This window comes from Arcanobacterium phocae (assembly GCF_018913465.1).
Classification (GTDB): Bacteria; Actinomycetota; Actinomycetes; order Actinomycetales; family Actinomycetaceae; genus Arcanobacterium; species Arcanobacterium phocae_A.
The window spans coordinates 220,183-233,716 of sequence record NZ_JABAPM010000001.1; the positions used below are offsets into that span (position 1 = coordinate 220,183).

Annotated in this window: 10 protein-coding genes; 9 read left to right on the plus strand and 1 reads right to left on the minus strand. The window is 48.8% G+C overall.

Annotated elements, in window-relative coordinates; all coding sequences use genetic code 11:
* The first annotated feature begins 137 nt into the window (after positions 1-137).
* Together KSO86_RS01060 and KSO86_RS01065 are read left to right on the plus strand one after the other, a co-directional pair.
* Positions 138-3,278, plus strand: coding sequence for a UrvD/REP family ATP-dependent DNA helicase (locus tag KSO86_RS01060; RefSeq protein ID WP_216378303.1), 3,141 nt, complete (start codon positions 138-140; stop codon positions 3,276-3,278).
* On the plus strand, positions 3,275-6,805 hold the full coding sequence (locus KSO86_RS01065) for an ATP-dependent helicase (RefSeq protein WP_216431733.1): 3,531 nt from the start codon (positions 3,275-3,277) through the stop codon (positions 6,803-6,805). The genes KSO86_RS01060 and KSO86_RS01065 overlap by 4 nt, the downstream gene beginning before the upstream one ends.
* Here KSO86_RS01065 and KSO86_RS01070 read toward each other — a convergent pair.
* Positions 6,795-7,823, minus strand: coding sequence for a phosphotransferase (locus KSO86_RS01070; protein WP_216378301.1), 1,029 nt, complete (start codon positions 7,821-7,823; stop codon positions 6,795-6,797). The two genes, KSO86_RS01065 and KSO86_RS01070, sit on opposite strands and share 11 nt — an antisense overlap.
* Positions 7,824-7,986: 163 nt before the next feature.
* On the opposite strand from KSO86_RS01070, the gene KSO86_RS01075 reads away from it, so the two are divergent.
* The 7 genes from KSO86_RS01075 to prfB all read left to right on the plus strand — a co-directional run bounded on the left by KSO86_RS01075 (position 7,987) and on the right by prfB (position 13,481).
* Positions 7,987-9,234: a TadA family conjugal transfer-associated ATPase gene (locus tag KSO86_RS01075; protein ID WP_216378300.1), complete on the plus strand. Its 1,248-nt coding sequence runs from the start codon at positions 7,987-7,989 to the stop codon at positions 9,232-9,234.
* Complete coding sequence (locus KSO86_RS01080) at positions 9,222-10,040, plus strand: type II secretion system F family protein (protein WP_216431735.1); 819 nt, start codon at positions 9,222-9,224, stop codon at positions 10,038-10,040. The genes KSO86_RS01075 and KSO86_RS01080 overlap by 13 nt, the downstream gene beginning before the upstream one ends.
* Before the next feature lie 95 nt (positions 10,041-10,135).
* Positions 10,136-10,912 carry a type II secretion system F family protein gene (locus KSO86_RS01085; protein WP_216378298.1) on the plus strand — a complete coding sequence of 259 codons (777 nt, stop codon included), beginning with the start codon at positions 10,136-10,138 and terminating at the stop codon, positions 10,910-10,912.
* Between the two features lie 22 nt (positions 10,913-10,934).
* Positions 10,935-11,138, plus strand: coding sequence for a hypothetical protein (locus tag KSO86_RS01090; RefSeq protein ID WP_253281422.1), 204 nt, complete (start codon positions 10,935-10,937; stop codon positions 11,136-11,138).
* Positions 11,135-11,497 (plus strand): hypothetical protein, encoded by a 363-nt coding sequence (locus KSO86_RS01095; RefSeq protein WP_216378296.1) that lies wholly within the window; start codon positions 11,135-11,137, stop codon positions 11,495-11,497. Before KSO86_RS01090 ends, KSO86_RS01095 begins: the two co-directional genes overlap by 4 nt.
* A gap of 422 nt (positions 11,498-11,919) precedes the next feature.
* Positions 11,920-12,336: a hypothetical protein gene (locus KSO86_RS01100; protein ID WP_216378295.1), complete on the plus strand. Its 417-nt coding sequence runs from the start codon at positions 11,920-11,922 to the stop codon at positions 12,334-12,336.
* A gap of 14 nt (positions 12,337-12,350) precedes the next feature.
* Complete coding sequence (gene prfB, locus KSO86_RS01105) at positions 12,351-13,481, plus strand: peptide chain release factor 2 (protein ID WP_216378294.1); 1,131 nt, start codon at positions 12,351-12,353, stop codon at positions 13,479-13,481.
* Positions 13,482-13,534 lie beyond the last annotated feature (53 nt).

The following is a 13,534-nucleotide window of genomic DNA, read 5'->3' on the forward strand; positions in this document are numbered from 1 at the left end:
CGTTAACGACCCTAATTAACTCCCTAAGTTGCGGAGGTCTTGACGGACTTAGTGCGGTGTACTCCGAAATATGTGGGAGGTGAAAGATAACATTAGAGAAGGTCGAATTCTTGATACTCCAGTAGAGAAGGTTACTTATGCAGAGCTTAGTAGTTGATTCTTCGCATGATGCGGTAATTAACGCATGCCGAGATGCTTGTAACTCTCATCATGCTGGGCGAGCATTCTCTGTTTTAGGTGCTCCGGGAACTGGGAAAACAACGGTTCTTCAGCGCTGTGTAAGAGCGGTCTTGGACGTAAAGCCTGATGCCCGAATAGCGGTTCTTTCACCTGATCGGCGTGCCGCCGGCGAACTACGCAACGATATTGTGAAGCAATTTTCGGCCTTAACTGAAAACGTCAGAGTGCGTTCGGTAACTGCTTTTGCTTTTTCTATTGTTTCGGAATACGCCCAAGCGATTGGTCGCAAAGAGCCTGAGCTACTATCGGGACCGGATCAAGACGCCGTCATTCGAGACGTTATTGACATAGCCACTCGTTATTACACAGATGATGGACCCTTAGGAACTGTGCAGCCTGAGATCGCGAAGCTTGAAGCTTTTCGCCGTGAATATCGAGATCTGCTGACGCGCTCTGCAGAACTAGGCATAACAGCACAACACCTGCGTGAACTTAGCCAAGAAAACGACAATATCTCCTGGGCCATCGGAGCAGACCTGATGGAGGAGTATGAGAAAGCGCTAGCTGTCCAAGCCGGTAGTGGCCACGGGAATCCAGACCGTACTGACCACGCCCGGATAGTCACGCAAGCAGCAGCACTGCTGCAACAATGGGATACGGATCCAGACGGAATAATACAGCGCAAGCGCCCGGTATGGGACTGGGTGATTATTGACGATATCTCGAACTGTACCCTAGCGCTTCGTCACCTACTAAGGGTTTTACAAGAATACGGAACACGAATCTTGGTATTTGGTGATCCAGACGTTGGAGTACAGGGATACAGAGGCGGTATTCCTGCCCTCCAGACTTTACTCGAGCGATCCTCTGCGCAGCGCGGTTTAGGTGCGCAGCGGTTCGTATTGGAGCACCATTATCGTGGCGGTGGTGATACTACACTGATAACTAAAAAGTTGACTGGAGCTATTCACGTCTCCGGATCCGGGGCACAACGCAAAGCGGATTATGAGTGGGCTACTCCGTGTCAGATAACTGGTCACATTTTTCTCAGCGAACATGACGAGATTGCGTATCTTGCAACCAAAATACGACACTTGCATGTCGATCAGGGAGTACCGTATTCGCATATGGCTGTTATCACGCGCTCGCGGTCTAGCCATAGCGGTTTGCGGCAGGCATTTTTAGATTACGGTGTTCCTGTTCAACCGCTACCAACAACTACACCGTTGCGTTTTAATCCCGTTGTGGCTGACTTGCTTTTGCTCATCGGACAGGTGATTGATGCGAGCAGTACTGATCTCTCGGTAGAAGACATTCGGCGGCTACTAACCGGTCCACTTTTTGGGCTGACTTCTGTTGAGCTTTCTTCCATCCTTGGAAAAATGCATGGCTGGGAGATAGCAGCTGGTGGTCATCGCACGGGCGATCGACTGTTGCTATCAGTGTATGATTCTGATCCGATTTCTCCTGCCGCGCGTATCCCTGAATTGGATTCAGTGCGCTCAGCTATCGCCAAAATTCGTGAAGCACTACGTCATACATATACGGCAGAAGAAATCTTGTGGGTTGCATGGGAAAGCATCGGCAAAGCCGAATACTGGCGTGATCTCGTTTTGAACGGTTCCGAAGGAGCTGACCAAGCAAATCGTTATCTTGATGCAGTGATTCAGCTCTTTCGGATAGCACAACGATTAGCTGATCGAGATCCTGCTAACGCTGGGATTACAGATCTATTGCGGGTGTTACAAGAACAAGAAGTGCCGGAAGACTCAATTGCACGGACATCTTCGTATGAAGGCATTATGCTGACAACTCCGAATGCAACTATAGGGCGGACATGGAATCATGTTTTCATTTCACAACTCAACGATGGAGTATGGCCTAATCTTCGGTTACGAAACCCATTGACTCGAGTGCCGGAGCTTGTTTCAGTAATCGTTGGTAGCGAGCTTGCGGGGCGCTCTGTACCTGCAAAACAACGGGTAGAAGATGTAGTCGACGACGAGTTACGGATGCTTTTGTATGCAGTGTCGCGTGCAACTGACGGGATTGAAATAACCTGTGTGAATGGTGAGGATACGTTACCGTCTCGGTTTATGTCTTGGCTTTTCCCGGATAACTCGCCGTTGTTGATGCGACATGAGAAAGCTACTATTGCGCTAGACAAAGCGACTTTTGTTGGTCAACTCCGCCAGGCTGTTCGGCGTGATAACCCAGATTTAGCGGATCAAGCTCACGAATACTTGGATCGCTTAAGTGACCTATTCGGCCACCATACGACAAACCGAATTTGGGTTGACGAAATCGAATACAGTTCCCTCGAATCCAGCGACACTACAGTACGAATTTCCCCGTCAGCAGTAGAAAATATTCTGTCATGCCCACTCCGTGGTGTTTTGGATTCAGCTCACGGGCAAAATCTCGCTAACTCGGTATTAGCTCAAGTCGGAACGCTTATTCATCAAATCGCTGAAGAGACCGTGACGCCGGATAAAGATAGCATGACTGAACGGTTCGAAGAATTGTGGGAATCACAAGACTTTGGAACAGAGCTAGAAACCCAACAGCTACATGTGCGGGCCTTAACTATGGTGGATAAACTCTATGCATATTTGGTGCAGCACCCGAGCAAAGCCTTATGCGAATTATATGCCAGAGTAGAGCGTGATGATCTGGTCGTATCGGGCAAGATCGATCGGTTGGAGTTCCTTGACGCCGATGGGCAAGAAGTTCGAGTGGTTGATTTCAAGACTGGTAAAACTAAACCTCCGAAAGATGAAGGTGACAAAGTTCCGCAGTTACTTATATACCAGTGGCTGGTAGAACAAGGTGGTCTAGTAATGCCTGAGGGATTAGCTACTCCAACAATAAGCCGTGGTGCCCAGCTAGTTCATATTGGTACACCAACTAGGAATTATGGACTGACAGAACAAAATGAATTAGATGATGAACAGCGCAACGCTATTGAACAAATGATTGAACAAGTAGCCCAGACACAACGTTCACAGTCTCTTGCTGCCCTCCCAAGCCAAGAGTGCCGTATATGTACTTATAAAACGATGTGCCCGGCGCAGGAGGGGAAACGTATTTTTTCATGACTAGTTACGAACAATTTATTGAAACGGATCAGTTCCCACCAACTGAAGAACAAAAGGCAGTTATTACTTCAACTCATCGGGCGACTTTGGTGATTGCAGGAGCCGGATCAGGCAAAACGGCGACTATGGCGAATCGAATTGCTTGGCTGTTAGCTTCCGGGCAAGCTCAGCCGCAAGACATTCTTGGACTTACTTTTACACGGAAAGCTGCTGGTGAATTAGCTGACCGTGTAAATCGGAAGATTGCTGAAATATCGGCGCGAGGGTTGTTCAAGCATGAGCCAACAGAAAACGACGTGGCTAGTGAAGCTGTGGGCCCAGATGCTGAATCTCGCGTGAGGGAGACAATCAACCGTGAAGCTTCGCGCACGCACGCCTACTTCGAACGCCCAACAATTAGCACGTATAATGCATTTGCATCAAATATTGCGACTTCTTATGCGATGCTTATTGGTGAAGACCCAGGTGCCCGATTGATGAACGAAGCTGAGCGTTATCAGCTGATGTTTGACATTGTTGCACATAGCGCGATAGATGATGCGCTTGCGGACAAATCTATTGATAGCCTAACCGATGCAGCTTTGAGCTTGGCTGCTGGACTTATCGATAATGATGTCACTGTTGACGAGGCCCATCGATTCCTTGAAGAAGAAGCGCAAGCAGTCGACGAAGTTCTCTCGCCGCGACTATCAGCCAAGTCGACTCCAGATAAGGGGTCTATGGAGCGTGCCCAATACGATCGAGCAAAAACTGCCTTCACTCGTAAATCAATAGTAAAAAGTCTGGAAGCTCGAGTACATCTTCTAGAATGTGTGCGGCTTTATCAAGAACAAAAAAAGAGCCTAGGGCTGATTGAATTTGCTGATCAGGTTTCGTGGGCTACTCGCATTTTGGAAAATGTCCCGGAAGTAAGGGCAACACTTGCGACGAAGTTTTCCGTCGTATTATTAGATGAATACCAAGACACGTCGGTGAATCAGGCGCGCTTCTTGCACGCTGCTTTCGGACAAGCGCAGTCGGTGACTGCAGTGGGAGATCCTAACCAAGCAATTTACGGATGGCGTGGGGCATCTGCAAACGCCTTTTCCGATTTCATCCGTGATTATGAAGTCCCACAATCAGCTCGCTTATCCTTATCGCAAGCTTTTCGTAATGCCACCACAATTCTGGATGCGGCAAATCGTATAACTCAGGGGAAGCTTTCTTATGAAGGGCTGTCTATAAAGAGTTTACGGCCACGGTCCGGAGCTCCAGCAGGTGAAGTAACGCGGATACATCGCCACTATGCTCGCGATACCTACAAGGCGCTAGCCCAACGTTTAGCTGTTGAACTAAAGAAAAAACACGATGGACATTTTCCAACCGCAGCGGTGCTGGTACGGAACCATAGCTTTGAAAATGACGTTATTGCCGCGCTCGAAGAATATGATGTCCCGTTCGAGGTTATCGTAGGACAGTCAAGCATTGTTCGGCCAGAAATTCGTGCTGTTCGTGCCTTGCTGACCGTTGCAGAGGATTCTCAACGGAATGATCAGCTCATGTATTTGTTCAATTTCTTTGGTATAGGAATAGCTGATATACGAGTCTTTTCTGATTATGCTGTAGAGCATACGCGTCAAGAACAAGATTTCCTGCTGAACCATATTTCGGCCAAGTCCAGTGCAGATATAGATACCCGCTCACTGCGTGAACAACTAGGTAGACCGAACGTGAGCTTAGTGTCTGAGCTTCTTGCGGGTAATGAAATCAGTAATATGAGCATTGAAGCTCAGCAACGAATCGAGCATATACGCTCCTTAGTTGTTTCTATACAACAAGAACGTCAGCGCGGTATAGAACATCTAGTGTCAAGTGCCATTAAAAAATTAGACTTACCAATTTATGCTGCTACGCGAGTAAAAGGTTCCGCGAGTATACAGGCAGCACTAGCGAGTTTCGTGAAGCTAGCTGGAACTTACGCCAATAATAATCCGTTGGCTCGTATTGGTGGGTTCTTATCGTGGATCGATGCGATAGAAAGCCATGAACACAGTGGAGAACTGTCGACTGCTGCTGATGCGTCAGTTGGATATGAGATTGAGCCTAGCGCTGGCGTCGTCCAAATCCTCACGGTTAATGCTGCTAAAGGTCTAGAGTGGGATATTGTTGCTATTCCGGAACTGGTAAACAAGCGATTTGATTACCAGAAAAATCGGTATCCGTTCTGGCATAAACAGCTCGGTATGTTTCCTTTTCCGCTACGTGCCGATAAGGAGCATATTCCACATTTTAGTGTTCAGGATTATTTGGATATTGATGATGCGCAAATGCGCAAGTGCCAAGCTTTAGTAGATTACGGCTTCTATGATGAAAGTATTCGTTCATACGCTGGCGATGAAGAACGTCGTCTCGCATACGTTGCTGTCACACGACCCCGTACGATTTTGATGTTGTTAACCTATGATTTCAAAGATCCAGCAGACGCGCTCAAACAATACCAGTCTGTCATGAAAGATGCTGAGGACAGCACTGACACAAGTATCGAGCCAGGTAATCAATTAGATAGTGAACCGATATTTTTTGCCAATACCTTCATTTCAGATTTGGAAGGTAGCACTCAGCGGGACGAACATTATCAAGAACCGTTTGTGTCGCTTGAAGAAGTAAGTCACTGGGGACAAACTCAGGGATTCTCTGTCGAAGATAGTGACACATTATCGCATGGAGAAGAATCAGCAGAATTCATATGGCCTGATAGCGTGGACCGATCCGTCGAGGCACGATCAGGAGGATATCCATTTGCTGACATAGAGATCGAGCCCATCTTAGATATGTGGAAAGCTACGTATGAACGACTTCGTCAGGAATACATGCAGGATGATCTAGGTAACCGCGTGGAAAGAAACTATCTCACTGCCTCTGACGTCGTGTCTCTGATGGACAATGCGGATCAATTCTATCGTGATCAGCGCCGGCCAATTCCGCAACCTTCAACCCGTGCTAGCAGGACAGGTACCAGCGTTCACGCTTCCATCGCAGCACATTTCAACGCCCCATTAACGCTAGATATTGACTCTGTATTAGATGTCAGTCAGATGCCAATTGATATAGATACAGATCTGTCAGAGATAGATGTCGAATTGTTCCGTACTCGTTTCGAGAAATCGCGTTTTGCGAGCCTGTCGCCGCTAGCTATCGAGCAAGCACTCGAAGTTTATGTGGCTGGTTTTCCAGTGCGCTGTGTAATAGACGCAGTTTTCGATACCTCTGATGATTCGCATTCCAAACCAGTCACTATCGTTGACTGGAAAACTGGCAAACGTCCAGCACTGGAACAGCTTCATTCGCGTGAGCTACAGCTAGGTCTCTACCGACTTGCTTGGGCAAAGTCGCACAACATTGACTTAGCTAATATTGATGCGTGTTTCTATTACCTAGGTGAAAAAGATCCTTCTCGCAGAGAGGTCCATGCTGGTGAACTCAGCGAAAAAGATATCGAGCAGGCTATTGAGCAAGCACTCATAGCGAGGCAGGGTGCTATAGAATAGCTGCACTTTCGTCGTCGTCCCCAGTATGGAAACCAGCTTCAGAGGCATCCTCGATAGGTAGATCAGTATCTACGCTGTCTACTTCCCATACTGGGCCAGGCGCAAGATCCGGATCCGCTGATATCTCTTCCGCTAGTTCATTCATCATTTCTTTCGCTTCGTGAATAATGGCACGATCGGAATTCCGGACACCAAACATGAGCCAACGGGCGAGTGCGATTTCGCTCAACAGTACTGTTCGTGTAAAGAAGTGTTCGTCTAGGTCATCTGCAAGGGAATTGCGGTAAGACTCGACAATTGCATCGAACAATGATTCGTCGATGCCGGACATAAGTGAGGCAAAGTCATGCGCTGGGTCTCCTACGTGTGCCTCGCCAAAGCCAAGAACACAACTGACATGACCCTCAGACCACAAGATGTTATCCGGCGCAATATCGCCATGAACAACGCGGGGAGTAAAAGACCATAACTCAGTATTTTCGATGGCGTTTTCCCAACGTCGGTTCAATATTGCGGGAACAGAACCGGTGGCGTTTGCGTCGGTAAGCTCAGTTAACAACCGCTTCCGAACAGTTTCGGAATTGTATGCGGGCATCCCAGCATCGGTAATGGTTGCGGGGTTGAGCTGATGAACTGTCGCAAGAGTTCGCCCTAATTCGTGAGCCTGGTCAATTGTTAGGCTATCGAAATCGAATGTTTTCCCTAAAGGTCGAGGGTAAACGATTGCTCTGCCGTTGGTGAGAGGAGCGAAGCCAGCAGGGCGCATAACATCAAACGGCAATTGGCCATGACGTAAACGGTCCACTAACACAGGCGACAGTCCAGCCTCAGCTTCAATCACAGTGGAAGCATGTGAATTGCGAGGAACCTTGACAATCCAGTGCTTGCCGCGCGAATCCAGGACCCCGCCGAAGATGAAATCTGGAGAAGACGAGTACGGTCCACGAATAGATACAGCGTTCAACCCGTCTACTGCGACGACGGCGAGGGCAGCTAAATGATAAGGCGACATTTTCATAGTTCCACGGTATCTATTTTTCTTCTACTATTCCCAACCCACACGCCTCTTACCACAAAAGTCACGAACAGAGTTTCAGTTATCCACACCTGTGGATAACGCGCAAAAGCGATTAAAGACATTTAGGTAGATTAGTAATAGTAAAACTGGGATAGGGGAAAGTATGGACGAATCGCTACGGTCGCAGACGTGGCTCGATGAACGCGTGCGCGAGCTTGTCCGTTCAACTGGTATCGATCCGCAAGAAGATTTGGGAGGGCTGGACAAACTTATTGAACAAGCATGCAGCGAATACGAAGCGTTTGCTATTGAGGGGATTGTACCGCCGCTTACCGAATCTCGTCGTATTATTCAGCAATTGCGTGATGATATTGGAGGATTTGGTCCCATCCAACGGCTGATTGACGATTCTAATGTCGAAGAAATCTGGATTAATGAACCCGGTAAAGTGTTTGCGGCGCGTGGAGGAAGAAGTGAATTAACAACTATTGTCCTTACCGATGGGCAGGTCCGTGACCTAGTAGAACGAATGTTGCGAGCCTCAGGTAGACGGTTGGATTTGTCTAGTCCATTTGTGGATGCGGCACTACATACAGGGGAACGACTTCATGTAGTTATCCCGGATATTACTCGCGCCCATTGGTCAGTGAATATTCGCAAGTATGTGATTAGGCCGAGGAGATTACATGAACTGGTGGGGCAGGGTGTTTTAACAACTTCGGCAGCGCAGTTTCTCGATGCAGCAGTTGACATCGGACTAAACGTTTTGGTTTCAGGAGCAACTCAAGCTGGCAAGACGACATTTCTCGGGGCCCTTTTAGGTGGAATTAACGCGAACGAACGGATAGTTACTGCCGAAGAAGTCTTTGAACTTAATCTTTCGCATCGTGATGTTGTGGCGATGCAGACTCGACCGCCTAATATAGAAGATCGTGGTGAAATCACGTTGCGGAGGCTCGTCAAGGAAGCTCTTCGTATGCGTCCAGAGCGCATCGTTATTGGTGAGGTTCGCCAAGCTGAAGCATTTGACTTGTTGATCGCACTGAACTCAGGAATTCCGGGAGCGTGCACGCTTCATGCCAATTCCGCGCGTGAAGCGGTTGCCAAAATGTGTGCTCTGCCGTTACTGGCTGGCGATAACGTCACAAGCAGTTTTGTCGTACCAACGGTTGCCAGATCCATTGATCTCGTTGTACATCTCACCCGCGACCGGCAGGGTGCTCGTAAAGTACGTGAAATTCTTGGTGTCACTGGACGGGTAGAAGGCACAACTGTAGAAACTTCTCCAATTTTTATCGACGAGGGATCGGGACTTCACTACGCCGGTGGAGACATTCCAGGACAAGAACGTTTTGCAGTAGCTAACTATGATGTGATGAAGCTTCTAGGAGTCCGCTCATGGGATTTATAGTCGGCGCGGTAATAGGTCTCGGTCTTTTTGTTGTTATCCAGTCATGGAATAATCCGCATCCTCTTACTTTTTCGCGGTCAATCGTGATGGCATGTGGCGGGGCAGTCTTAGGAACCGTAATGGGAATCGTCATTTTCCCAGTTGCTCCGCTCATCGTTTGCTGTGCATTAATAGGGGCTGCAGTTCCATATTTGGTGAAACAAGCACACATCAGAAGGCTCGATAAGCTACGTCGTGAAGCGTGGCCCGATGTTCTTGACGACGTCGTTTCTTCTCTCCGGGCGGGTCTATCTGTCTCGCAGTCGTTAGCTATGGTAGGTCAACGGGGGCCAGAGCTTATGCGCGAGCCTTTTGCTCAGTGTGCTCGTAATCTTAGAGCACACGGCCGGATAGGCGGAGCATTGGACGAATTAAAAGAGGAATTTCAAGATCCGATGGCTGATCGAGTCATCGAAGCAATGCGGCTATCGCACGAACTGGGCGGCAGAGATCTGGCCGTTTTGCTTAGTCAATTGGCGAGTGTTGTGCGCGAAGATAACCGGGCACGCGGCGAATTACTAGCTCGTCAATCGTGGACCGTTAACGGTGCTCGATTAGCTGCTGTGGCACCATGGCTTCTTCTGGCTCTCTTTGCCACACGTCCAGGAACCATAGAATCCTTCAGTTCTCCAGCGGGGATAGCAGTGCTGTGTGTGGGCGTTATTGCAACGGTTGTGGCGTACGTTTTAATGCTCAAGCTCGGCGAGCTATCTCCGGATACAAGAATTTTCATTTCTTCAGATCTCAAAGGGGTGCCGGTAGCATGATCGGTTACGGAATACTGGGAATGGTGATCGGTGCCGGCTGTTTCAGTATTATGATTGGACTCTTTACCCCGCGTAGGTCCCTAGCGTCCCGAATCATGACTCACGTTGCTACTCGTGACCAGCACCGTAAACGGGTGTCTTTGACGGCGCGGATTGTGCCGCTGCTCGTTCATAGCGTGGAATCGCTAGGCTCTTCGCGGGCGTCTGTAGCCCGCAGGTTAGCAATCATCGGGGAACAAACAGTTGCTGATTTCCGACTTGTTCAAGCTCAGTGGGCAGGGGTCGGGTTAGTGATCGGAGCGGCGCTTGGAGCACTGAGTGTGAGCCGAGGATTTTCTCCGTTGATGGTTGTAGTACTAGCGATTTTTGGAGCAGTTTGTGGCGCTTTGTGGGCTGATTCTCGGTTAACAGCGACTGCGCAATCAACTTCCCGCATGCTCACTCGCCAGCTCCCTGACGTTATCGAGCTCATTGCGCTTGCCGTATCTGCTGGAGAAGCTGTTAGACCAGCTTTGGAACGAGTCGTTAGATTAGGGCAAGGACCATTAATCGAGCATTTGCGGATCACATTGTCTCACGTCCATGCTGGGGCGTCGTTGACTCAAGCGTTAACTGATTTGGCAATCCGAACCAATAATCGTAATGTTTCTCGTTTCTCGGACTCGTTGATTACTGCGATGGAACAAGGCGGCGGACTCGCACAGACTTTGCACAATCAAGCTCGCGATGCCCGAGATGCCTCGCGTCGAGAGTTACTTGAAGAAGGCGGAAAAGCTGAAATTTCAATGATGATACCGGTAGTTTTCCTTATTTTGCCGATCACTGTTCTGTTTACGATTTTCCCTGCACTGCAGCATCTGAATTTTGGATAACACGATAAGAAAGGACTAATAAATGTTCATCTCAAGATTTAAGATTCGAGAACATATTGTTTGCGCCGGTACAAAGTGGCGTGCGAGAGAACGCGGCGATGTTCCCGGTTGGGTGATGATAACTCTCATGACGGCGGCGCTGGTGGTTTTACTATGGTCAGTAGTAGGACCGGCTTTGACTTCGCTCTTTGAAAACGCTATTAGCCGAGTCACCGAAATATCGTGACCGAGCGACGGGTGGAATCCGGTAACGCCGTCGTCGGTTTTACCGCAACAGTTGGTTTACTAATGCTTGTCACCGTAACTGTGATGAGCTTAGGACTGACGTGGTATGCGCGCGAAGTAATGAACGATTCTGTTGCTATTGGTGCTCGAATTGCAGGGCTGGATGGTGCTACAGAAACCGTTGCGCGTGACCGTACGGCAGAACTAATAACGACGACGTTGCCGGATTCCTTTGCAGAAGATATTTCAGTTCGGTATGGCTCTCAATGGGTAGAGGTCACAGCTCGGGCATCGGCTCCAGTTCTGGGTTTGATTCTGCCCATTTCTATCGAGGTAAAAGCCCGTGCACCGATTGAATAGAACCCCAAGCCAGCTGTCTGATGTCAATCGAAAAAGAGAGTCGGGGAACGCCATAGTCGAATTCGTTGGCATCATCATTGTAATAATCGGTCCGGCGCTTATTCTCTTGATGGGATTGGGAGCCGTTCTAGGAGCGCAATTTGGTGTTGAAGCTGCCGCGCGTGACTCTGTGCGGGAACTTGTGCGCTGTTCAGGCAACGACTGTCAGGAACAAGCAGAACTCCAGGCGCGCGCTATATGGGAAAGCCGTGGACACAAAGAAAACATAGATGTGGTTGTTTCATGTTCGGCGTTCCCTTGTCACTCGCCAGGAACAACCATTAGCATCACCGTCGGTACTCGAATAGAGATACCTAGCATGGGTTACGAGGTGCCAGTTAGTGCTAGCTATTCAATGACAGTAGACTCTTTTCGGAGTTCCCATGAATAACCGAGAAGACGGCAACCTCCTCGTTCTTGGAATCGCGATATGGGTATTTATTATGATGCTTGTCCTTATCATTGGGGCAGGTGTTCATCTGCACAATGAGCGTAAGGATCTTTTGGCCCATGCAGATGCTACTGCACTGGCACTTGTGAATGAGATATCAGATAGTCAGTACTACACTGGACAAGCTATTTCATACGACGAGCAAGAAATACTCACGCAAGCACGTGCGCGCGTTGCATCGACGGTTGATAAACTGTCCCATCCAACGGGAGTTGCCGGTGATAACGTCGTCATTACCTTGTGTCGTACCGTGGAGGTACCATTCGTGCCGCGGATCCTATCTGCGTTCCAGAGCGTGGAAATGTGTGCAACTTCGTCTGCTCGGCTGAGAATAGAAGTGGAACAATAGCGTAGACTTAATCCGTGGCAATTGATTATCAAGCTGAAATTGAAGAACTCCGCCGATCCTTTTCGCAGATCGAGGCGGTGACAGACGTGAGCGCCTTGGAGGCGCAGATCGTAGATTTGACTGAGAAATCGGGTGCCCCAGATTTGTGGGATGATCCGGAGCAGGCGCAAGCAGTTACGTCGAAACTTTCTCACGCGCAATCTGAACTTGACCGAGTGGCAAGAATGAGAGAACGGATTGCGGATCTTGGGACTCTCTATGAGATGGCCCTCGAAGAATCTGAAACAGATCCGGACATGGGCGCTGAATTGCTCAGTGAAGTTGACGGTGAGCTTGAACGAGTGCGTTCTGATTTATCTGAGCTAGAAATTAAAACATTGCTGTCAGGCGAATATGATGAGCGTGACGCAGTGGTAACGATCCGTTCTGGTGCCGGTGGCGTGGATGCGGCTGATTGGGCACAGATGCTCCAGCGAATGTACTTGCGCTGGGCAGAACGCCATGGTTACGCTACAAAAGTCCTTGATACTTCCTATGCTGAAGAGGCTGGAATCAAATCGACGACGTTCGAAGTTTCCGCACCTTATGCTTTTGGTACGCTCACTGTGGAAGCTGGTACGCATCGTTTAGTGCGCATTTCGCCATTTGATAATCAAGGCCGTCGCCAAACGTCATTCGCGGCCGTAGAAGTTATTCCGCTAATTGAGACAACCGACCATATTGATATTCCAGAAAGCGAACTAAAGATTGACGTTTTCCGGTCTTCCGGGCCGGGTGGACAGTCGGTGAATACTACTGATTCTGCAGTCCGAATGACTCACATCCCAACAGGAATTGTTGTGTCGATGCAGGATGAGAAATCCCAGATCCAAAATCGTGCAGCTGCGTTGCGTGTGTTGCAATCTCGATTGCTTGCTCGCCGTCACGAAGAAGAAGCTGCCATCAAGAAGGAACTTGCTGGCGATGTGAAAGGCGCGTGGGGAGACCAGATGCGCTCTTATGTTCTTCACCCTTATCAAATGGTTAAGGATCTACGAACCGGCCATGAGGTTGGAAATACTGAAGCAGTTTTCGATGGCGATATTGATGGTTTTATCGACGCCGGTATTCGTTGGCGTCACGGACAAATGTTCCCAACCGAGTGAGAACCGCTTGTTTTTGATGTAAACAACAGTGTTTTCTTTCAGATTCGGCGCGT

Bases quoted from the DNA above. Each gene is read 5' to 3' on its own strand.
- KSO86_RS01060 (WP_216378303.1), top strand. From the start codon at position 138: ATGCAGAGCTTAGTAGTTGATTCTTCGCATGATGCGGTAATTAACGCA.
- KSO86_RS01085 (WP_216378298.1), top strand. From the start codon at position 10,136: ATGACTCACGTTGCTACTCGTGACCAGCACCGTAAACGGGTGTCTTTG.
- KSO86_RS01090 (WP_253281422.1), top strand. From the start codon at position 10,935: ATGTTCATCTCAAGATTTAAGATTCGAGAACATATTGTTTGCGCCGGT.
- KSO86_RS01080 (WP_216431735.1), top strand. From the start codon at position 9,222: ATGGGATTTATAGTCGGCGCGGTAATAGGTCTCGGTCTTTTTGTTGTT.
- KSO86_RS01075 (WP_216378300.1), top strand. From the start codon at position 7,987: ATGGACGAATCGCTACGGTCGCAGACGTGGCTCGATGAACGCGTGCGC.
- KSO86_RS01100 (WP_216378295.1), top strand. From the start codon at position 11,920: ATGAATAACCGAGAAGACGGCAACCTCCTCGTTCTTGGAATCGCGATA.
- KSO86_RS01070 (WP_216378301.1), bottom strand. From the start codon at position 7,823: ATGAAAATGTCGCCTTATCATTTAGCTGCCCTCGCCGTCGTCGCAGTA.
- KSO86_RS01065 (WP_216431733.1), top strand. From the start codon at position 3,275: ATGACTAGTTACGAACAATTTATTGAAACGGATCAGTTCCCACCAACT.